Origin of the sequence: Streptomyces abyssomicinicus (genome assembly GCF_008974245.1) — a bacterium.
Classification (GTDB): Bacteria; Actinomycetota; Actinomycetes; order Streptomycetales; family Streptomycetaceae; genus Streptomyces; species Streptomyces abyssomicinicus.
Genome location: NZ_BBZI01000006.1, coordinates 62,215 through 84,008, shown reverse-complemented (window position 1 = coordinate 84,008; position 21,794 = coordinate 62,215). Strand labels below are relative to the sequence as shown.

The 21,794-nt window shown below is 72.7% G+C and carries 9 protein-coding genes; 6 read left to right on the top strand and 3 right to left on the bottom strand.

The window, feature by feature from the left end; translation table 11 throughout:
* The 4 genes from GBN72_RS08250 to GBN72_RS08235 form a co-directional block, all read left to right on the top strand.
* On the top strand, positions 1-11,392 hold an 11,392-nt coding region (locus GBN72_RS08250), incomplete at its 5' end, for a type I polyketide synthase (RefSeq protein ID WP_151771925.1).
* Between the two features lie 161 nt (positions 11,393-11,553).
* Positions 11,554-14,526 (top strand): helix-turn-helix transcriptional regulator, encoded by a 2,973-nt coding sequence (locus GBN72_RS08245; RefSeq protein WP_164540497.1) that lies wholly within the window; start codon positions 11,554-11,556, stop codon positions 14,524-14,526.
* 67 nt (positions 14,527-14,593) lie between these two features.
* Positions 14,594-15,379, top strand: a complete 786-nt coding sequence (locus GBN72_RS08240; RefSeq protein WP_151771066.1) for a thioesterase II family protein — start codon at positions 14,594-14,596, stop codon at positions 15,377-15,379.
* 524 nt (positions 15,380-15,903) lie between these two features.
* Positions 15,904-16,167: a PqqD family protein gene (locus tag GBN72_RS08235; RefSeq protein ID WP_218957481.1), complete on the top strand. Its 264-nt coding sequence runs from the start codon at positions 15,904-15,906 to the stop codon at positions 16,165-16,167.
* 143 nt (positions 16,168-16,310) lie between these two features.
* Here the strand turns inward: GBN72_RS08235 and GBN72_RS08230 are convergent, their stop codons facing one another.
* Positions 16,311-17,726: an FAD-dependent oxidoreductase gene (locus GBN72_RS08230; RefSeq protein ID WP_151771064.1), complete on the bottom strand. Its 1,416-nt coding sequence runs from the start codon at positions 17,724-17,726 to the stop codon at positions 16,311-16,313.
* A 257-nt stretch (positions 17,727-17,983) separates the two neighbouring features.
* On the opposite strand from GBN72_RS08230, the gene GBN72_RS08225 reads away from it, so the two are divergent.
* Together GBN72_RS08225 and GBN72_RS08220 are read left to right on the top strand one after the other, a co-directional pair.
* A complete protein-coding gene (locus GBN72_RS08225; RefSeq protein ID WP_151771063.1) occupies positions 17,984-18,964 on the top strand; it encodes an ABC transporter ATP-binding protein in 981 nt (326 codons plus the stop codon).
* Entirely contained in the window at positions 18,964-19,713 is a 750-nt protein-coding gene (locus GBN72_RS08220) for an ABC transporter permease (protein WP_246212368.1), read from the top strand. The genes GBN72_RS08225 and GBN72_RS08220 overlap by 1 nt, the downstream gene beginning before the upstream one ends.
* Positions 19,714-19,839: 126 nt before the next feature.
* Here the strand turns inward: GBN72_RS08220 and GBN72_RS08215 are convergent, their stop codons facing one another.
* Entirely contained in the window at positions 19,840-20,715 is an 876-nt protein-coding gene (locus tag GBN72_RS08215; protein ID WP_218042038.1) for an ABC transporter permease, read from the bottom strand.
* Positions 20,712-21,779 carry an ABC transporter ATP-binding protein gene (locus GBN72_RS08210; RefSeq protein WP_246212367.1) on the bottom strand — a complete coding sequence of 356 codons (1,068 nt, stop codon included), beginning with the start codon at positions 21,777-21,779 and terminating at the stop codon, positions 20,712-20,714. The genes GBN72_RS08215 and GBN72_RS08210 overlap by 4 nt, the downstream gene beginning before the upstream one ends.
* Positions 21,780-21,794: the final 15 nt, after the last annotated feature.

Here is a 21,794-nt window from a genome sequence, read left to right as displayed (position 1 = left end):
GGTCACCGGCGCCGGCGGTGCCCTGGGCGGTCTGGTCGCCCGGCACCTCGTCACCACCCACGGCGTCCGCGACCTCGTCCTGGTCTCCCGCCGCCCCTCCACCGCGCTGGTGGAGGAGCTGCAGGAACTGGGCGCCGACGTGCGGTGGGCGTCCTGCGACGTCACCGACCGCGACGCACTGGCCGGCCTCATCGGCGAGCTGGCCGCGGCCGACGGCCCCGGCCTTGCCGGTGTCGTGCACGCCGCGGGCGTCGTAGACGACGGTGTTCTGGAGTCGCTGACCCCCGAGCGGCTGGCCACGGTGCTGCGGCCCAAGGTGGACGCCGCCTGGCACCTGCACCAGTTGACCGCCGACCTGGACCTCGCCTTCTTCGTCCTCTACTCCTCCGCCGCCGGCACCTTCGGCGGACCCGGCCAGGCGAACTACGCCGCCGCCAACGCCTTCCTCGACGCCCTCGCCACCCACCGCCACACCACCGGTCTGCCCGCCACCTCCCTCGCCTGGGGACCCTGGGCCGAAGGGGGCATGCTCCAGAGCCTTGACTCGGCAGACGTGGAGCGCATGAACCGGAGCGGTGTCCTGCCTCTGTCTCCGGAGGAGGGACTCGAGCTCTTCGACAACACGCTGCGGTCCGACCGCGCGACGGTTGCGCCGATCCGCCTGGACGTGGCGTCCTTCCGCAAGGCCCCGACCGTCCCGCACTTGCTGCGCGGGCTGGTCCGCGGGACGGGCACGGGCCGTCGGGCGGCACGGTCGTCGGGAAAGTCGGCGTTCGCCCAGCGCCTGCTGACGGTCGGGCAGGATCAGCGTGCCTCGCTGGTGCTGGAGACGGTGCGGACGGAGGTAGCTGCCGTCCTCGGCCACGCCTCCGCCCAGGCCATCCCTGCCCACCGCGCCTTCACCGAGCTCGGCTTCGACTCCCTCACCGCCGTCGAACTCCGCAACCGCCTCAACACCGTCACCGGCCTCCGACTGCCCGCCACCCTCGTCTTCGACCACCCGAACCCGGCCGTCCTGGCGGAGCACATCGTCTCCGAGAGCGTCGGCTCGATGGAGGAGGCGGCCGACAAGCCGTCGGGGGCCGCGGGAACTCCCGCTCTCCTCGACGCCGACGACCCGGTGGTCATCGTGGGTATGAGCTGCCGCTATCCCGGTGCGGTGGCCGGACCCGACGACCTGTGGCGCCTGGTGGCGTCCGGCGGCGACGCGATCTCGCCGCTTCCCGACGACCGGGGCTGGGACATCAGCCGCCTCTTCGAGCGCGGTGAGGGAGACGGCACCGGTACGTCCTACGCGACCGAGGGCGGCTTCCTCACCGGCGCCGACGAGTTCGACCCGGCGTTCTTCGGCATCTCGCCCCGCGAGGCCCTGGCGATGGACCCGCAGCAGCGCCTGCTGCTCGAGGCCTCGTGGGAGGCCATCGAGCACGCGGGCATCGACCCGACGGCCCTGCGCGGCAGCCGCACCGGCGTCTACGCCGGCCTCATGTACCACGACTACGTGGCGCAGCTCGTCGAGGTTCCGCAGGGGGTCGAAGGCTTCCTCACCACCGGTACCGCCGGCAGTGTGGTGTCCGGCCGGGTCTCCTACGTACTCGGTCTCGAGGGCCCGGCGGTCACGGTGGACACGGCGTGCTCGTCGTCGCTCGTCGCCCTGCACCTGGCGGCACAGGCTCTGCGCTCCGGCGAATGCTCGCTGGCTCTCGCCGGTGGTGCGACCGTCATGGCCACGCCCGGAAGCTTCATCGAGTTCAGCCGGCAGCGCGGGCTCGCTCCCGACGGCCGGGTCAAGGCCTTCGCCGACACGGCCGACGGAACGGCGTGGTCGGAGGGCGTGGGCGTCCTCCTCCTCGAGCGTCTGTCGGACGCCCGCCGCAACGGGCACCAGGTGCTGGCGGTGGTGCGCGGCTCCGCGGTCAACCAGGACGGCGCCAGCAACGGCCTCACCGCTCCGAGCGGTCCTTCCCAGCAGCGCGTCATCCGCGCGGCGCTCGCGAGCGCCGGCCTCTCGCCCGCCCAGGTGGACGTGGTCGAGGCCCACGGCACGGGCACCAAGCTGGGTGACCCCATCGAGGCGCAGGCCCTGCTCGCCACCTACGGCCAGGAACGCCCGGAGGACGGCCGGCCGCTGTGGCTCGGCTCGGTCAAGTCCAACATCGGGCACACGCAGGCCGCGGCCGGCGTGGCCGGCATCATCAAGATGGTCATGGCCATGCGCCACGGCGTCCTGCCGCAGACCCTGAACGTCGATCTTCCGTCCTCCGAGGTGGACTGGTCGGCGGGCGCGGTCGAGCTGGTCAAGACGCCGATCGCCTGGCCTTCCCGGCAGGAACCGCGGCGTGCGGGAGTGTCGTCGTTCGGCATCAGTGGCACCAACGCGCACGTCATCGTGGAGGAGTCGCCGGACGGCTACGGCACCCCGTCGCTTCCCCCGCAGGTCTCCGAGGCACCGGGCCGAACCGCGTTCCTGTTCTCGGGACAGGGCTCGCAGCGGGCCGGGATGGGCCGGGAGCTGTACGACGCGTTCCCCGTGTTCGCCAACGCGTTCGACGCCGTCTGCGCGGAGCTCGACAAGCACCTGGACCGGCCGGTGAAGGACCTGGTCTTCGACGCGCAGTCGGACCTGCTGGACCGCACCGTCTACACGCAGGCGGGTCTGTTCGCCATCGAGGTGGCCCTGTTCCGGCTGGTCGAGCACTGGGGTGTCACGCCCGACCACCTCCTCGGCCACTCCATCGGCGAACTCGCCGCCGCACACGTCGCAGGCGTCTGGTCCCTCAAGGACGCCGCCGCCCTCGTCGCCGCCCGCGGCCGGCTGATGCAGGCCCTGCCCGAAGGCGGCGCGATGATCGCCGTCCAGGCGACCGAGGACGACGTCCTGCCCCTGCTCACCGACAACGTGTCCATCGCCGCCCTCAACAGCCCGAACTCCGTCGTCATCTCCGGCGACGCAAACGAAGTCACCGCCATCGCGGCACGCTTCGCCAAGTCGAAGCGCCTGCAGGTCAGCCACGCGTTCCACTCGCCGCGCATGGAACCCATGCTCGACGAGTTCCGCAGGGTCGCGGCCGGTCTCACCTTCCACGCCCCCCGCATCCCGATCGTCTCCAACCTCACCGGCACCATCGCGGGCGAGGAACTGCTGACCGCCGACTACTGGGTCAACCACGTCCGCCAGGCCGTCCGGTTCGCCGACGGCATCCACACGCTCGCCACCTTGGACACCACCCAGTTCGTGGAGCTCGGACCGGACGGAGTCCTCACCTCACTCGCGCGCCAGTGCCTTGAGGACGGGAATGCTCTGACCGTCTCTGTACTCAGCAAGAGCGCTCCGGCTGTCCGTCAGGTCACGAACACGGCGATGGCACTGCGTCAGCGGAACGTGCCGTGCGACGCCGACACGATGCTCTCCGAACTCCGCAACGCGCCCACAGCGGTGCTTCCGGCGGTGCCGTGGGTGTTGTCGGCGAAGTCGCCGGAGGCGCTGGCGGGCCAGGCGGAGCGTCTGCTGCCGCTGGCCGCGGACGGTGTCTCGCCGGTGGACGTGGGCTGGTCCCTGGTGTCCGCACGGACCCTGTTCGACCACCGTGCGGTGGTCTTCGGCGAGGACCGCGAGGAACTGCTGCGCGCGGTGGCCGAGGGCCGCTCGGCCGCGGGTGTCGTGTCGGGTGTGGCCGGGGGCGGGCGTTCGGCGTTCCTGTTCTCGGGCCAGGGTTCGCAGCGGGCGGGGATGGGCCGGGAGCTGTACGAGGCGTTCCCGGTGTTCGCCGAGGCGTTCGACGCGGTGTGCGCGGAGCTGGACAAGCACCTGGACCGGCCGGTGAAGGACCTGGTCTTCGACGCGGAGTCGGACCTCCTCGACCGCACCGTCTACACGCAGGCTGGTTTGTTCGCGGTCGAGGTGGCTCTGTTCCGGCTGGTCGAGCACTGGGGCGTCACCCCTGACTACCTCCAGGGCCACTCGATCGGTGAGCTGGCTGCCGCACACGTCGCAGGTGTCTGGTCGCTGGAGGACGCTGCTGCTCTGGTGGCCGCACGCGGTCGGCTGATGCAGGCCCTGCCCGAGGGCGGGGCGATGGTCGCCGTCCAGGCGACCGAGGACGACGTCCTCCCGCTGCTGACGGACAACGTGTCCATCGCCGCCCTGAACGGCCCGAACTCCGTGGTCATCTCCGGTGACGAGGACGAAGTACTGGCGATCGCTGAGCGCTTCGAGAAGTCGAAGCGGCTGCGGGTCAGCCACGCCTTCCACTCGCCGCGCATGGAGCCGATGCTGGAGGAGTTCCGGCAGGTCGTGCAGGCGGCCAGTTTCGCCGCCCCGCGCATCCCGATCGTCTCCAACCTCACCGGCACCATCGCCGGGGAGGAACTGCTGACCGCCGACTACTGGGTGGACCACGTCCGCCAGGCGGTCCGCTTCGCGGACGGTATCCGGCATCTGGACGCCCAGGGCGTGACCACCTACCTCGAACTCGGCCCCGGCGGCGTCCTGTCCGCCATGGCCCAGGAAACGGCGGTCGATGCCGCGTTCGTGCCGGCGTTGCGGAAGAACCGCTCCGAGACCGACGCGATGGTCACCGCTGTTGCCGAACTGCACGTGAACGGCTCCACCGTCGACTGGGCGGCCTTCTACGCGGGTGCCGATGCCCGTCGGGTCGATCTGCCCACGTATGCGTTCCAGCACGAGCGGTTCTGGCCCGAGGCGCCCAAGCGGGGGGACATCCGCAGCACTGCGGATCCGGTCGATGAGGCGTTCTGGAAGGCGGTGGAGGACGAGGACCTGTCCGTGCTCGACGTCAGCGGGGACCTCAGCCTCAAGGACGCCCTGCCGGCCCTGTCGTCCTGGCGCGACCGGCAGCGGCAGCACTCCACCCTCGACCAGTGGCGCTACCACGTCACCTGGAAGCCCGTCCCCACCACCAACCCCACCCTCGAGGGTGTCTGGCTGCTGGCGGTGCCCGAGAACCTGGACGCGGCCCTCGCCGACCGGGCCGCCGAGGGCCTGGCAGCCAACGGCGCCGACATCGTGAGAATCGATGCCGACACCGACCTCACCGCCCACACCGACGCCACCGGTGTCCTGTCCCTGCTCGCTCTGCCCGACCACGACCAGCACCTCCAAGCAGGTGTCGCCCCCGGCCTCACCCACACCGTCACCCTCCTCCAGCGCCTCGGTGAAGCCGGCGTGCACGCGCCCCTGTGGTCCCTGACCCAAGGCGCCGTCACCACCGGTGATGCGGACCCGATCCGCAACACCGCCCAAGCCCAGCTCTGGGGCCTCGGCCGCGTCGCCGCACTGGAAGAACCCACCCGCTGGGGCGGACTCATCGACCTCCCCGAGGTACTGGACACCCAGACGTGGCAGCACACCGCCGCCGTCCTCACCGGAAGCCACGGCGAGGACCAGACCGCGATACGCCCGGCCGGTGTCCTCGCCCGCCGCATCACACGGGCAACCCCCGCCCCCACAGGCAAGGCATGGAAGGTGCGGGGCACGGTCCTGATCACCGGCGGCACCGGCGGTCTCGGCGCCCGCGTCGCCTGCTGGGCCGCCGCCAACGGCGCCGAACACATCGTCCTCACCAGCCGCCGCGGCCCCGACGCCCCCGGCGCGGCGGAACTGCGCACGCGGATCGAGGAACTGGGCGCCACGGCCACCGTCGTGGCCTGCGACGCCACCGACCGCGACGCCCTCACCACCCTCGCCGACACCCTCCGCGCCGACGGCACCCCAGTACGCGCGATCGTCCACACCGCCGGCATCGGCCAGGCCACCCCTCTCGCCACCATGACCCACACCGACCTCACCGAGGTCATGCACGCCAAGGTCACCGGCGCCGCCAACCTCCACACCGTCTTCGCCGACACCGACCTCGACGCCTTCGTCCTCTTCTCCTCCATCGCCGCCACCTGGGGCAGCGGCGGCCAAGCCGCCTACGCCGCCGCCAACACCTACCTCAACGCCCTCGCCCAACACCGCCACACCCACCACCTCCCCGCCACCTCCATCGCCTGGGGACCCTGGGCCGAGGGCGGAATGGCGGACGAGGCGATGGCGACCGAACTGGATCGGCGCGGGCTTCCGGCGATGGCACCCGACCTCGCGGTCGCGGTCGTCGGCCGGTCCCTGGCTCTCGGCGAAACCTGTGTCACGGTGGCGGACGTGGACTGGGCGCGGTTCGTCCAGCCCTTCACCGCCCTCCGCCCCAGCCCACTCCTCGCGGACCTGGCCAAGAGCGAGGGCGTCCTCGTGGAGAGCGCCGCCCCCAAGACGTCCGGTGCCGAATCGGTGCTCCGTGGTCGTCTCTCCGGTCTGACCGGCGCGGAGCAGCTGCGGCTGCTGCTGAGCACGGTCCGGGAGCAGGCGGCCATGGTGCTCGGTCACACCGGTGCCGGGGCGGTCGGTGAGACCGTCACCTTCCGCGAGCTGGGCTTCGACTCACTCACCGCGGTGGAGTTCCGCAACGCGCTGGGGACCGCTACGGGGCTTTCGCTTCCTGCCACCCTCGTCTTCGACTACCCGAGCCCGGCCGTGCTGGCCGAGTACTTGCGCGACGAGATCGTGGGCGCCCAGGACCAGGCCCTGACGCCGCACGCATCGGTCACCGGTGCCGGTGGCGAGGACGACCCCGTCGCCATCGTCGGCATGAGCTGCCGCTACCCGGGTGCGGTCGCCTCGCCGGAGGAGCTGTGGAGTCTGGTCATGGCGGGCGCGGACGCGGTCTCCGGGTTCCCGGTGGATCGCGGCTGGGACCTGGAGCGGCTGTACGACCCGACGCGTGAACGCGAAGCGTCCTGCTACGTCGACCAGGGCGGCTTCCTGCACGACGCCGGTGAGTTCGATCCGCTCTTCTTCGGCATCTCGCCGCGTGAGGCGCTTGCCATGGACCCGCAGCAGCGTCTGCTGCTGGAGACGTCGTGGGAGGCGTTCGAGCGGTCGGGCATCGACCCGGCGTCCGTGCGCGGTACCCGCACCGGCGTCTTCGCCGGCACCAACGGCCAGGACTACACGGGGCTGTTGCTCGCCTCTCCGGACAGCGCCGAAGGACACGTCGGCACGGGCAATGCGGCGAGTGTGGTGTCGGGTCGTCTGTCGTACACGTTCGGTCTGGAGGGGCCGGCGGTGACGGTGGACACGGCGTGCTCGTCGTCGCTGGTCGCTCTGCACCTGGCGGTGCAGGCGCTGCGTTCGGGTGAGTGCGATCTCGCGCTGGCCGGTGGTGTGACGGTGATGTCCACGCCGGGCGCGTTCATCGAGTTCTCCCGGCAGGGCGGACTCGCCTCCGACGGCCGGGTCAAGGCCTTCGCCGACGCCGCCGACGGCACCGGCTGGGGCGAGGGCGTCGGCATGCTCCTGGTGGAGCGTCTGTCCGACGCCCGCCGTAACGGACACCCCGTCCTCGCGGTCGTCCGTGGCTCCGCGATCAACCAGGACGGCGCCAGCAACGGCCTCACCGCCCCCAACGGTCCCGCGCAGCAGCGCGTCATCCGCGCCGCTCTGGCCAGTGGTGGCCTGACCGGCGCCGACGTCGACGCGGTGGAGGCGCACGGCACCGGCACCACCCTCGGCGACCCGATCGAGGCGCAGGCCCTGCTCGCCACCTACGGCCAGGACCGTCCGGAGGACGGCCGGCCGCTGTGGCTGGGCTCGGTGAAGTCCAACATCGGCCACACCCAGGCCGCGGCCGGTGTCGCCGGGATCATCAAGATGGTCATGGCGATGCGACACGGGGTACTGCCCAGGACGCTCCACGTCGACCAGCCGTCCACCCACGTGGACTGGAGTGCCGGATCGGTCGAACTCCTCACCGAGGACCGGCAGTGGCACACCGAAGGCCGGCCCCGCCGCGCCGCCGTCTCCTCCTTCGGCATCAGCGGCACCAACGCACACGTCATCCTCGAAGCACCCGACGAGGAGCCTGAAGCGCGGCAGGAGGCCGATGCCGTCCTGCCGGCGGTCCCGTGGGTGTTGTCGGCCAAGACGCAGACGGCTCTGGCCGCCCAGGCCCGCGCTCTGCACACGCACCTGCAACAGCAGCCGGAACTCACCGTGTCGGACGTCGCTTATGCGCTCGCCACGACCCGTAGCGCCCTGGAGTACCGAGCCGCCGTGGTCGGCGGCGACCGGCTGCGGATGCTCGAGGCCGTCAAGGCACTGTCCGAGGCGGGCACGGACGGGGATCTCGTTCTCGGCCGAGCCCGACCGGGTCGGCAGACGGCGTTCCTGTTCTCGGGCCAGGGCTCGCAGCGGGCGGGGATGGGACGCGAGCTGTACGACGCGTTCCCGGTGTTCGCCGAGGCGTTCGACGCGGTCTGCGCGGAGCTGGACAAGCACCTGGACCGGCCGGTCAAGGACCTGGTCTTCGACCCGGAGTCGGACCTGCTGGACAGGACTGTCTACACGCAGGCCGGTTTGTTCGCGGTCGAGGTGGCCCTGTTCCGGCTGGTGGAGCACTGGGGTGTCACCCCCGACTACCTGCTGGGCCACTCGATCGGTGAGCTGGCCGCCGCGCACGTCGCCGGCGTCTGGTCCCTCGAGGACGCCGCCGCTCTCGTCGCCGCCCGGGGTCGACTGATGCAGGCGCTGCCCGAAGGCGGGGCGATGGTCGCCGTGCAGGCGACCGAGGACGACGTCCTGCCCCTGCTCACCGACAACGTGTCCATCGCCGCCCTCAACGGCCCGAACTCCGTCGTCATCTCCGGCGACGAAGACGAAGTCACCGCCATCGCCGAGCGCTTCGAGAAGTCGAAGAAGCTCCGCGTCAGCCACGCCTTCCACTCGCCCCGCATGGAACCCATGCTCGACGAGTTCCGCGCCCTCCTGCAGGCGGCCACCTTCCACGCCCCCCGCATCCCGATCGTCTCCAACCTCACCGGCACCACCGCGGGCGAGGAGCTGCTGACCGCCGACTACTGGGTGAACCACGTCCGCCAGGCGGTCCGGTTCGCCGACGGCATCAGCCACCTGGACACCCAGGGCGTGACCACCTACCTCGAACTCGGTCCCGGCGGTGTCCTGTCGGCCATGGCTCAGGAGACGGTGGCCGAGGCCGCGTTCGTCCCGGCCCTCCGCAAGAACCGCCCCGAGACCGACGCCGTCGTCACCGCCCTCGCCGAACTCCACACCAACGGCACCACCGTCGACTGGACCGCCTACTACACCGGCACCAACCCCCGACGCGTCGACCTCCCCACCTACGCCTTCCAGCACCAGCACTACTGGCCCAAGCCCCCCGCCGCCGGCACCCACCCGGGTGCGGCGCAGGCGGCCCCGGGTGCGGACGAGGCGTTCTGGGCTGCGGTGGAACGGGAGGACCTCTCCGCGTTCGAGCTCAGTGGCGACCTGCCGCTGAAGGACGCGCTTCCCGTGCTGTCGACGTGGAGGGACCGGCAGCGGCAGCGTTCCGCCCTCGACCAGTGGCGGTACCAGGTCGTCTGGAAGCCCGTCCGTCCGACCGGCCCCGCCGCTCTCGACGGAGTCTGGCTCCTGGCCGTGCCGGAGACGCTGGACGCGGATGTCGCCGACTGGGCCGCGCAGGGGCTGAAGGGCTCCGGCGCCGAGGTCGTGCCCGTCGGAGCCGACAGCGACCTGTCCGCGTACGCGGGCGCGGCCGGTGTCCTCTCCCTCTTGGCCCTCCCCGACCACGACGGGGCCCTCGGTGATCACGCCGGGGTCGCGCCCGGCCTCTCGGAGACGCTCGAGCTCCTGCGTCGTCTGGCGGAGGCCGGTGTGGCGGCGCCGGTGTGGTGCCTGACCCGGGGCGCCGTCTCCACCACGCACACCGACCCGGTGCGCAGTGCCGCGCAGGCGCAGGTCTGGGGTCTGGGCCGGGTCGTCGCACTGGAGGAACCGAAGCGGTGGGGTGGTCTCGTCGACCTCCCCGAGGCGCTCGACACCCGTGCCTGGGACCACGTCGCCGCCGTACTCGCCTCGGCCGGTGGTGAGGACCAGACCGCGGTGCGCGCCGCGGGCGTCCACGCCGGCCGGCTGATGCAGGCGTCCGCCCCCGCGGGTGACGGAGCGTGGGAGCCGCGGGGCACCGTGCTGGTCAGTGACGGCACCTCGCCGGCCGCCGCGGCGGTCGTGGAGTGGCTGGCCGGCACGGAAGCGGAGCGGGTGGTACTGCTGGCGCCCGCGGGCGGTGCCGTCGACGCCGGTGCGCTGGCGCCGCTCGGTGAGCGTGCCGTCGTGAAGTCCGTCGACGTCGCCGACCGGGCGGAACTCGCCGCCCTCGCTGCCGAGCTGGCGGCGGACGGCGCCCCGGTGAGGGCCGTGCTGCACACCCCGGGCGACGGCACGGACGTCGGCACGGACGGCGTGCGGCCGGACGAGGCGCTGCGCGGCCGCGTGCTGGGCGCGGCCAACCTGGACGCGGTGTTCGCGGACACCGACCTGGACGCGTTCGTGCTGTTCTCCTCGGTCGCCGGGGTATGGGGCGGCGGCGGCCAGGGCGCCTTGGCCGCGGGGTCCGCGTACCTCGACGCGCTGGCCCAGCTGCGGCGGGCCCGGGGCCTGGCCGCCACGTCGGTGGCGTGGGGCCCGTGGTCCGGTGAGGTCGTGGACGACGGGGCGGATGAGCTGCGCAGGCGCGGGCTGACCCCGCTGGAGCCGGAGCGGGCGCTGACCGCGCTGGCCCGGGCGGCTGCCGGGGAGACCGCGGCGCTGACCCTCGCCGACGTGGACTGGGAGCGCTTCGTGCCCGCGTACACGGCGCTGCGGCCGAGTCCGCTGCTGGCGGACCTGCCGCAGGCCACCCGCGCCCTGACCGCCGCCGCCGACGGCGGGGACGGTGCGGACGACGCCGACGTGTCGGCCGGGTTGCGGGAGCAGCTCGCGGCGTTGTCGGAGGAGGAGCAGGAGGCACGGTTGCTGGAGCTGATCCGGCAGCACGCGGCCGCGGTGCTCGGCCACGCGACGCCGGCCGAGGTGGAGCCGGACCGGGCCTTCCGGGAGATGGGATTCGACTCGCTGATGGCCGTGGACCTGCGCAACCGGCTCACCCGGTCGACGGGGCTGCGGCTGGCGACCGGTTTCGTCTTCGACCACCCCAACGCGGTGGCCGGCGCCCGGGTGCTGCGGCAGGAGCTCTTCCGGGACGGCACGGCGAGCGGGGAGTCCCTGCTGCGGGAGCTGGATCTGCTGGAGGCGTCCCTGGGAGCGGGGGCGTCCGAGCCCGACGCGCTGACCCGTACCCGGGTGGCGGTGCGGCTGCAGGCCTTCCTCTCCAGGTGGCAGGGCCAGGAGCGGCAGGCCCAGGACTGGCAGCCGCAGGAGTGGCAGGGCCAGGCCTCCGAGGAGGGGACCGCGTCGCAGGGCGGGGTGCTGGGGCAGCTGGAGTCGGCGTCCGACGACGAACTGCTCGGGTTCCTCGACCGTGAGCTGGGGCGGTAGGGGGCGGCGCCGGCCGCTCCCCCTGGGGTCGGGCCCCTGTTCCATCGGGGCTCGACCCGCCCTGTAGCCGACGGCAGAACCCTGGTAGGGGCCAAGGGGTTTCGGTGTCCACCGGGGCACCCCCTACGGCCACCGGTTCGGCCGACGCTCAGGGGGTTGCTGTGGAAGGCGATTGCGGAGAAGCCCTGGACGACCTGGTCCGGCAGCTCGGCGAGTGCGCTGCCGGGACCGGGCAGCTCGCCCTGGTGTCGGCCGGTCTCGCGGGGGGCAAGACGCGGCTGCTCCACGCGTTCGCCCGGCACGCCAAGGAGGCGGGCGCGCTGCGGCTGCTGGCGACCGGGTCGCGCGACGGCGCCGCCTTCCCCGTGGGGGTGGCCGACCAGTTGTTCCGGAGCGCCGATCTGCCGCCCGAGGTCGCGGCGCGCGCGTCGCGGCTGCTGGCCGGGCCGCCGGACGGCGTCGACGAGGCCGGCGTGGTGCATGTGCTGTGTCTGGAGCTGCTGGCGCTGGCCCGGGCCGGCCGTCCGCTGGTGGTGCTCGTCGACGACGTGCAGTTCGCGGACGACTTCACGCTGCGGCTGCTCCTTCATCTGCGGCAGCGGATCGCCTCCGCGCACGTCATGATCGTGCTGTCGGAGTGGAGCTGGGCGCAGCCCGACATGACGCCGTTCCACGCCGGGATCACGCAGTATCCGCACCGCCGGATCCGGCTGCGGCCGATGGACGAGGCCGCCGTGCTGGGCCTGATGGCGTCGCGGCCGGACGACCGGGCCTCCCGGGCGCACGTCGCCGAGGTGGTGCGGCTGACCGGGGGGAACCCGCTGCTGGTGGCGGCGCTGCTGGACGACCTGGCGGCCGCCCGGCCGGGAGGTCCGGGCGCGGGGTCGCCCGGTGCGGCCGAACCGCCGTGTTTCACGGACGGGGCGCCGGTGGCCGGTCCGGCCTTCACGCAGGCGGTGCTGAACTGTCTGTACCGCTGGGACCCGGTGCTGCTGAAGGTCGCCCAGGGGGTGGCCGTGCTGGGCCGTGAGGCCTCCGCTTCGCTGGTGGCGGGTCTGGTGTCGCTGCCGGTGGGAACGGTCGAGCGGGTGCTGGCGACGCTGTCCGCGGCGGGTGTGCTGGACGGTGCCGCCTTCCGGCATCCGACGGCGGAGAGCGCCGTGCTGGGCGCCGTCGCGGCGGGCGAGCGGGCACGGATGCAGGTGACCGCGGCCGAGCTGCTGCACCGTGCGGGCGGGGCGCCGGGGACGGTGGCGGCGAAGCTTCTGGAGGCCGCGCGGGTGTCGGTGGGCGGGGATCCGGGCTGCCCGCCGGACGCCCGCGCCGGGGCCGGGCCTGCCGCGTGGCCGTCCTGGGCGGCCGGGGTGCTGCGGGACGCCGCGTCGGAGGCCGCGGCGGGTGACGACGTGGGCATGGTGACGCGGTGTCTCGAGCTGGCGCTGGAGGTGCCGGCGGACCCGGGTGAGCGGGACGAGGTGCGGCGCGCGCTGGCCCAGGCGGTGTGGCGGGTCGACCCGGCCGCGGCGGAGCGGTGGCAGGAGGACGACCGCGGCGCCCTGGAGCGGGGCGCGCTCACCGGACGTGACGTGCTCCCGCTGCTGCGGCAGGCCCTGTGGCGGGGTGACCGCCCCGGCGCCGACCGGGCCCGCGCCGCCTACGCCTCCGGCGGGGACGACCTGAGCGGCCCGAACGGCCTGAACGGCCTGAACGGCGTCGACGGCGGGCGCGGCCTGGACGGCGGGCGCGGCGCCGATCTGTACGCGGAGGCGGAACTCCTGCTGGCGCACAAGTGGTTCTACGGCGCCAGGACGGGCACGTCGGCCTCCCCGGAGCGGCAGGCGGCGAACGCGGCCCCGGCGAAGGACCGTCTCCCGGAGGATCCGTGGATCCGCGCGGTGCGCGCCATCGCGGACGGCTGCGCCGGGCTGAGCGCGAAGAGCGCGCTGCCCAGCGCGGAGCACGTCCTGGAGAGCTGCCGGCTGGACGAGACGATGCTCGAGGTGGTGCTGGCGGCGCTGCTCACGCTGATGCGCGGCGACCGGCCGGAGGCGGCGGCGGAACGGACGGACGCGCTGCGCGCGCAGGCCGTCCGCCGCGGCGGTGTGGTGTGGCAGGCCGCGCTGGACGGCGTCCGGGCGGACCTCGCGCTGCGCTGCGGCGAGCTGGTGCGTGCGGCGGGGCTCGCGCGGGGGGCGCTGGACATGCTGCCGCCGCGGTCGTGGGGCGTGCTGCGGGGCTACCCGCTGAGTGTCCTGATATCGGCTCAGACGCTGCTGGGGCAGCACGGCTCGGCGGAGGCGTCGTTGCGTGCGCTGACCCCTGAGCTGCTGGAGGGCTCCGTGTGGGGGGCCTGCTGCCTGTACGCGCGCGGACAGCACCATCTGGCGACGGACAGGGTGCTGGCCGCCGTGAAGGACTTCCAGGCGTGTGCCCGCATCACCCGGGAGCGCGAGTTCGACGTCGCCGAACTCGTGCCCTGGCGGAACGGGCTGGCCGAGGCCAACCTGCGGCTCGGACGCACCGCGGCGGCGCGCGACCTGCTCAAGCAGCAGTTGGGGCTCGCGCAGGAGGTCAGTCTGCGTACCCAGGGCGCGACGCTGCGGCTGGCGGCCGCGGCCGGTGAGCTGGCGCAGCGCCCCGGCCTGCTGCGCAAGTCCGTCGACGCGCTGCAGGCGGCGGGCGACCGCATGGAGCTGTCCCGCGCCCTGACCGACCTGAGCGTGGCCTGCCGCGGGGTGGGCGAACTCGACCAGGCGCGGGCGGCCTCGTGGCGTGCGGCGCAGGAGGCGAAGCTGTGCCGGTCGACGCCGCGCCCGGTGCCCCTGCCGGGTCCGGGGCCGGGCCCGGGTCCGCGGGCCGCCGCCCGGCCCGAGCCCTTCCCGGCGCTCGGCGTGGCCTACGAGGTGGTGCCGGCGGACGAGGGTGGCGCCGAGCCGGCGGGGCCGCTGCTGCTCAGCGACGCCGAGAGCCGGGTGGCGCTGCTGGCGGCCCGGGGCTTCAGCAACCGGGAGATCAGCCAGCAGCTGTTCATCACCGTGAGCACGGTCGAGCAGCACCTGACCCGTGTCTACCGCAAGCTCGGGGTGAGCAGCCGGCGGGCCCTGCCCACCCGGCTCCTCGCCCAGCAGACGTGACCCCGCCGCACCGCGCCGCACGACGCCACACCGCGCCACACCGCGCCACACCTTCGAACGGAGAACCGTGAAGTCCCCCAGTGCTCTGCGTCTGTTCCTGTTCCCGCACGCCGGCGGGTCACAGCTGCTGTTCCGTGAGTGGACCTCGCTCTTCCCCGACGACTGGCGGTTCCTGCCCCAGGACTATCCGGGGCACGGGCTGCTGGCCGGGCTGGCGCCGCTGGACGACGCCGACACCCTGGTCGACTGGTTCCTCGACCGGCTGGACGCCGAGTTCGGCGATCCTGACGTCCCGTTCGCCTGCTTCGGGCACAGCATGGGCTCGCTGGTGGCCTTCGAGGTGACCCGGCGGCTCGTCGAGCGCGGTGGCCCGCGGCCGGTGTGGCTCGGCCTGTCGGGCTGCGGGGCGCCGTACACCACCCGCGAGCCGGTGGCGGCGGGTGAACTGACCGACGCGGAGCTGCGCCGCCGGCTCGTCAGGCTGGGCGGCACCCCGCCGCGCATCCTGGACGACCCGGAGCTGTGGAGCGTTTTCGCGCCCGTGATCCGCGCCGACGTCACCCTGGTCGCCAACTGGCGCCCGCCCCGCCGGCTGACCCCGCTGCCGGTTCCGCTGACGGTGTTCCACGGGACGCAGGACGTGCTGGCCCCCGACGGGCCGCTGGAGGAATGGGCGGACTCGACCACGGATTTCGTGGGGGTGCGGCGTTTCGACGGCGGTCATTTCTACTTCCAGGACGATCCGGAGCGACTGGCCGCGCTGATCACCGGGGATGTGCGAAGGTCCTTGGTGCGGGCCGCGGCGACGAGAGGCACCCGGCGCTTTCTGGAGGACAACTCGAGAACCGCTTGAGTCCCGCTGGAAAGCGGGTGGAGTCCACCGTTCTCCTTGACGGGAACACGGCATTCCGCACTCCGCGCCGGCCCACCCTCCCCGAAATCCACGAGAGCGCCCCGGAAGGCCGCGGGGGGGCCGGAACCGCGTCCCGGAGGAGAATGCGGGAAGGGGCATTCCGGTGACACCGTCCGACCGCGCCCTCCGCACGGACGCACGGGCCCGGCCGGAAATGTACGTCCGGTCCTCCCGGCCCGCCCCGGCCGGCACGGACCATTCCGGCAATCGCCCTCCGGGGCGACTTCCCCCGCCGTCTCCCTGTTCCACCGGCGGCCGCCCTCCACGACAATCCCCTATTCCCGCCCCGCCCGCCGGGATTTCTTAGGGGTTCCCCGGGGACCACCCCTGAGTGCGGCGCATTGTATGGATTCGACGACCGCTCCGTAATAACTTGAGACTCCCTTGAGCGGCTGAAGGGCGAGACGCTCACGACGGTGTCTTCGAATGGGAAGACACGGGAGGTGTCTGTGCGGTTCCGACCGATGCCCGGGGTGAGCGTCGCCTCCGTCAAGTCCGACGGCTGCCTGGAACTCGTCGCCGACACGGCGAGGGGCCGTGCGCGCTACCGCTGCGGCCCGACGGCCACGGCGATGTGGATAGCTTTGCGCGTTCACGACGGCAATCCGGACGCGGCCGCCCACATCCTCGCCGACCTGTGGCGCACCGATCCGGTCAACGCGCGCACCGACCTGGAGATCTGGGTCGAGGAGATGAGCGACGCGGGGCTGATGCGCGCCGAACCGTGAGCCCGGCCGGCCCCGCCACGCCCCCGACGACGGCCACGCCCTCCGGACGACGAGGGGGCGCCCCCGGACGACGAGGCGCGCCCCCCACGACGGCCGCGGCCCCTTCACGACCGTGGCGGTCGTGAAGGGGCCGGCGGGCGGGGTCAGGCCGCGGCGGGAATCCGCAGGCGGGCCGACTCGTGCGGGAGCAGCGGGGGCGCGGTGAGCACCGGGACCTCGGGGCCGCGGCGCAGCGCCGCGAACAGCCGCGGGCTCTGGATCTCCGTGACGGTCGCCGACAGGGTCATCAGCGCGAGCGCCGCCCTGGCGACGTCACGGTTGCGGGTGGCCAGCGCGCCCATCATGTCCGCGTCGCGCCGGTCGGCCGCCGACCCGGTGAGGGCCGGATCGGTGCCGGAGACCCGGCAGCCGGGGTAGCCGACGTCGTTGGAGGTCGCCATCGTCCACGCGTCGTCGGCGGCCCGGGCGACCGCGCGCTGGGCGGCACGGCCGAGTCCGGCGGTGAGGCCCCGGTCGCGCAGCTGCTCCTCCAGGCCCTTGACGCTGCGGGCCGCGGCGCTCATCCCGTGTCCGTAGACGGGGTTGAAGGCGGTGGTGGCGTCTCCGATCACCACCAGTCCCTCCGGCCAGACGCCGAGCCGGTCGTAGTGCAGGCGCCGGCTGACGGTGGAGTGGGAGCGCTGCACGGCGGTCAGCGGTTCCAGCCCCTCGATCAGGTCGCCGATCAGCGGGTGCCGGACGCCGTCGCGCGCGTAGGCGAGGAACTCATCGGCGTCCGCCGGGGGCTCGCCGCCGCGGGTGCCGGAGAGGGTGACGATCCACCGCCCGTCCTCGATCGGCATCAGGACCGCGCCGCGCCCGGGAACCGGCCGTCTGGCGTCGGCGAGCACGCTGACCAGGGGGAACCCGGATTCCATCCCCTCCGGGGCCTGGAACACCCGGGTCGCGTAGACCATGCCGGTGTCCACGGACTCCTCCTCGGGCGCCGGCACGCCGAACCGCTCCAGCCAGCGGCGCATGCCCGAGCCCCGGCCGGTGGCGTCGACCACCAGATCGGCCTCGAGCAGGCGCTCGTCACCCGAGTCGCGATCGCGAATCTGTACTCCGGTGACCCGGTCGGCTCCGCCGGCCAGTCCCAGGACCTCCGTGCGCTCCAGCACGGTGATCCGGTCCTGGCGCAGCGTCTCCTCCCGCATCACCTGGTCCAGCAGCGCGCGGCTCGAGGCGAGGGTGAACTCGGTCGACGGGAAACGGTGCTGCCACCCGAAGGGAGTAAGGGAGACCAGGCCGTCGGGAATCCCGATGCGATGGGCTCCGGCGTCCAGCAGTTTCCTCGTCATGCCGGGCAGATAGGTCTCGGCGATGCGTGCGCCGCCGGACCACAGGATGTGACAGTGACGCGCCTGGGGAACTCCCTTGCGTGGTAGTGCCCCGGCCGGGTATTCGTCGCGTTCCACGACGACCACCTCGTCGATGTGCCGGGCCAGCATCGCCGAAGTGAGCATCGCGGTGAAACCGCCGCCCAGCACCACCGCTCGTCCGTGTCCGTGTGCAGTCATACCCGAATCGATTCCTTTCCCGTCGCCTGAATAACGAACCACGCTACGGCAAGGGAGGGGATCCCTCCGGAACGCGGCGGCACGATCTCCGAGTGAGGGGTGAATAGGGGTGGCTATCGGGGAAGACCCCTGTTTCCTTTCCGGCCACCGGAGAAAGCACAGCGTGCGCGAAGGGCCTCCGTGCAGTGTTATTCACACACCTGGAGAAACGGAAAAGCTTGCTACCCCGCGCCGAACACTCCTCGTACAGTGAGCGCATGACGACAATCCACACGACGACACCGGTGGTCGTATTTACCGGCGCGGTCAAGGAGTTCGGCGCGGTACGCGCCGTGGACGGCCTCGACCTCACGATCGGACGGGGTGAACGGGTCGCCCTGCTGGGCCGCAACGGCGCGGGCAAGTCGACGTCCATCGGGCTGCTGCTCGGCCTGGACGATCCGACCGCCGGTTCGGTGCGGCTGTGCGGCGTCCCCCCGGTCCAGGCGGTCCGCGACGGGCGGGTCGGGGCGATGCTCCAGGACTTCAAGCCGGTCTCCCGGGCGACGGTGCGCGAACTGGTGTCGTTCGTGGCCGGCACCTACCCGGCGCCGCTGCCGGTGGACGAGGTGCTGGAGCTGGCGGGTCTGACGGAGCTGGCCGGGCGTCGTGCGGACAAGCTTTCCGGCGGCCAGGCCCAGCGGGTCAGCTTCGCCGTCGCGATGGCCGGGGACCCGGACCTCCTGGTCCTCGACGAGCCGACGGCCGCGCTCGACGTCCAGGCCCGGCGGGCCTTCTGGGCGTCCATGCGCACCTTCACCGACCGCGGCAAGACCGTGCTGTTCTCCACGCACCACCTGGAGGAGGCCGACCAGAACTCCGACCGGATCGTCGTCATCGACCGGGGCCGACTGATCGCCGACGGAAGCAGCGCGGAGATCAAGCGGACGGTAGGGGTGGGTGTCGTCTCCTTCGACCTCCCGTCGGGTCCGCTGCCCTCGGGTCTGGAGGACCTTCCCGGCGTCGTCTCCGTCGAGGTGGCCGGCGGACGGGTGCGCCTGCGCACCTCGGACTCGGACGCGACCGTGGGCGCGCTGCCGCGGCTGGTGGCACCCCGTGGCCTGGAGATCGCCGCGGCCGGTCTGGAGGACGCGTTCCTCAGCCTCACCTCGCACACCGCCACCGCCTCCTCCACCGCCTCTTCCGCCGCGTCCTCCTCCGCGGACGCCCCCGTGACCACCCAGAAGGCAGGTATGTGATGGCCGGCAACGTCGTGCTGGTGTCGCGTTACGTCAATTTCGAGCTGCGCCGCACGCTCCGTGACGTCGGCTTCGTCATCTTCGGCATCGGCACCCCGGTGCTGATGTACATCATGTTCACCAACGTCGGCGACAAGGCCTCGGCCGGATCCTCCGACTGGGCCGTCAGCGCGATGGTGGGGCTGGCCGCCTACGGCGCCCTCAGCGCCGGCCTGACGACCGGCACCGCCGTCGCCGAGGACAAGGCGGTGGGCTGGCTGCGCCAGCTGCGCATCACTCCGCTCTCGCCCGCCCAGGTCGTGCTCGGCCGTGCGGTGACGGGTTCCCTGATGGTCCTGCCCGCCATCGTCGTCGTGTTCCTCACCGCCATGATCGGCAACGGGGTCCGGCTGGACGCCTGGCAGTGGCTCGCCCTGACGCTGCTGCTGTGGGTGGGTTCGCTGCCGTTCACCATGCTGGGCATCGCCAACGGCTACCAGCTGTCGGCGCAGACGACCAACGTCACCAACATCATCTGCAACCTGACCCTGGCCCTGATCGGCGGTCTGTGGTTCCCGCTGTCGGAGTTCCCCGGCTGGCTGGCCTCGGTGGCCGAGTGGACCCCCGGCCACCTGCTCGGCCGGCTGGGCTGGGACACCGTCGACGGCAACGCGCCCGGCGCGGTCACCATCGTGGGCCTGGCGGCCTGGCTGCTGGTCTTCGGCGCCTACGCGGCCTACGCCTACCGGCGATCCGGCCGCAGGGCGTGACCTGCTGGAATGACCCGCTTGCCCCCGGAGACAGGCCGACCGGGGGAACAGAAGAAGGGCGGTGGGGCATCCGTATCCGGATGCCCCACCGCCCTTCTTCCGTCCGCTCTTGCGTCTGCCGGGCCGTCAGTCCAGGGCCCGGCGGGTGAAGCCCCGGATCCCGACGACGGCGGCCACCACGGTGGCGACGGCCAGCACCGCCATGTCGATGCCGTACGGGACCGACTCGACCTTCCCCAGCAGCACGTCCCGCAGGCCCTCGTTGATGTAGGTGATGGGGTTGATGCCGACCGCCACCTGGAACCAGCGCAGACCGTGCAGGCTGAGCAGCGAGTACTGGGCTGCCGCGGTGAACATCAGCGGCGTCAGCGCCAGGCCGAAGACCACACCCACCCGGCGGGCCGGAACCATCGTGCCGAGCACCAGGCCGAGCGCCCCGCCCAGCAGCGAGCCGAGGACGAGCACGCCGACGATCGCCGGCAGGGACGAGGCCGGCCACCACGGCACGCCGAGGATCAGGATCCCCACCGGCACCATGAGCGCGGCGGCGACGAATCCGCGGATGCCGCCGAACAGGATCTTCTCCAGGGCGACCAGGCGGACGCCGACCGGGGCCATCAGCCGGTCCTCGATCTCCTTGGAGTAGGAGAAGTCCATGACCAGCGGCAGCGCGGTGGCCTGCAGCGCGCTGATGAAGGCCGTCAGGCCGACGATGCCCGGCAACAGCAGCGGCACATAGCTCTCGTCGACGTAGTTCATGTCGGCGAGGACCTTGCCGAAGACGAACAGGATGAACAGGGGCTGGAGCAGCGCCTCCGCGAGGAACAGCCACGGCTGACGGACCGTGACCAGCACGTCCCGCCAGAGGATGGAGGTGAAGATGCGGCGCTGCGAGACCTTCCGCGGCCCGGTGGGCGTGCGGGCGAGCGAAGCCGCCGGGCGGGCGCGCTCCGCCACCGCTTCGTCGGCGGACGTGGTCGTCGTGGTAGTCGTGAGAGTCACCGAAGTCCCTTGCCAGTGAGGTGGATGAAGACGTCTTCGAGGCTGGCCTCCCGTACCGCGAGGTCCTTGACCTCGCAGTGCAGCTCGCCCAGCACCTTGAAGACGGCGGGCAGCACGTCGCCGGCGCCGGACTCGACGCTGAGCACGTACCGGTCCTCCTCCGGTTCGGGGGCCGGCATGCCCGGGAAGGGCGGTGCCGCGGCGGGCGTTCCCGGCACGTACTCCGCGGCCGCCACCCAGGGGGCACCGGTCAGCGCCTCGGTCACGTCGCGCGGGGAGTCGGAGTCGTCCAGGAGGTTCAGCTTGAGGGTGATCGTCGTGCCGCCCGGGAGGCTGTGGATCAGTTCCTCGGGCGTGCCCAGGGTCAGCAGCTTGCCGTGGTCGACGATGCCGATCCGGTCGCACAGCTTGGCGGCCTCCTCCATGTCGTGCGTGGTGATCACCACGGTCACGCCCTGACGGCCCAGCTCCGCGACCAGGTCGTGCACGAACAGCCGGGCCTGCGGATCCAGACCCGTGGCCGGCTCGTCCAGGAACATCACGCTCGGGTCGTGCATGAGCGCCCGGGCGATCATGACGCGCTGCGCCTGGCCCCCGGACATCTCGTCCACGAGCGAGTCCGCCCGGTCGGCGAGCTGCACGCGCTCCAGCAGCTCGTCGGCCCGGCGACGGCGCTCGGACCGGGAGATGCCGTGGTAGGCGGCGTGAAAGAGGAGGTTCTGCCGGACCGTCAGCGACCGGTCCAGGTTGTTGTGCTGCGGCACCACGGCGAGCACGGCGCGCACCCGGTCGGGCTGCCCCAGGACGTCGATGCCGTCCAGGAACGCCTGGCCGGACGTGGCCCTGGCCATGGTGGTGAGCATGCGGATCGTGGTGGTCTTGCCGGCGCCGTTGGGGCCGAGGAGGCCGAACACCTCACCGCGCGTGACGGTGAAGCTCAGCCCGTCGACCGCCGGCGGCATCGCGGGGTGGTACCGCTTGACGAGGTCCTGGACCACCACGACCTCGTCGCCGGCGCTCCCCACCGTCCCCGGTGCCCCCGTTGCTTCTGCTGTCTCTGACACTTTCACTCTCCGTCG

Bases quoted from the DNA above. Each gene is read 5' to 3' on its own strand.
- GBN72_RS08235 (WP_218957481.1), top strand. From the start codon at position 15,904: ATGCCCGGGGTGAGCGTCGCCTCCGTCAAGTCCGACGGCTGCCTGGAA.
- GBN72_RS08230 (WP_151771064.1), bottom strand. From the start codon at position 17,726: ATGACTGCACACGGACACGGACGAGCGGTGGTGCTGGGCGGCGGTTTC.
- GBN72_RS08225 (WP_151771063.1), top strand. From the start codon at position 17,984: ATGACGACAATCCACACGACGACACCGGTGGTCGTATTTACCGGCGCG.
- GBN72_RS08220 (WP_246212368.1), top strand. From the start codon at position 18,964: ATGGCCGGCAACGTCGTGCTGGTGTCGCGTTACGTCAATTTCGAGCTG.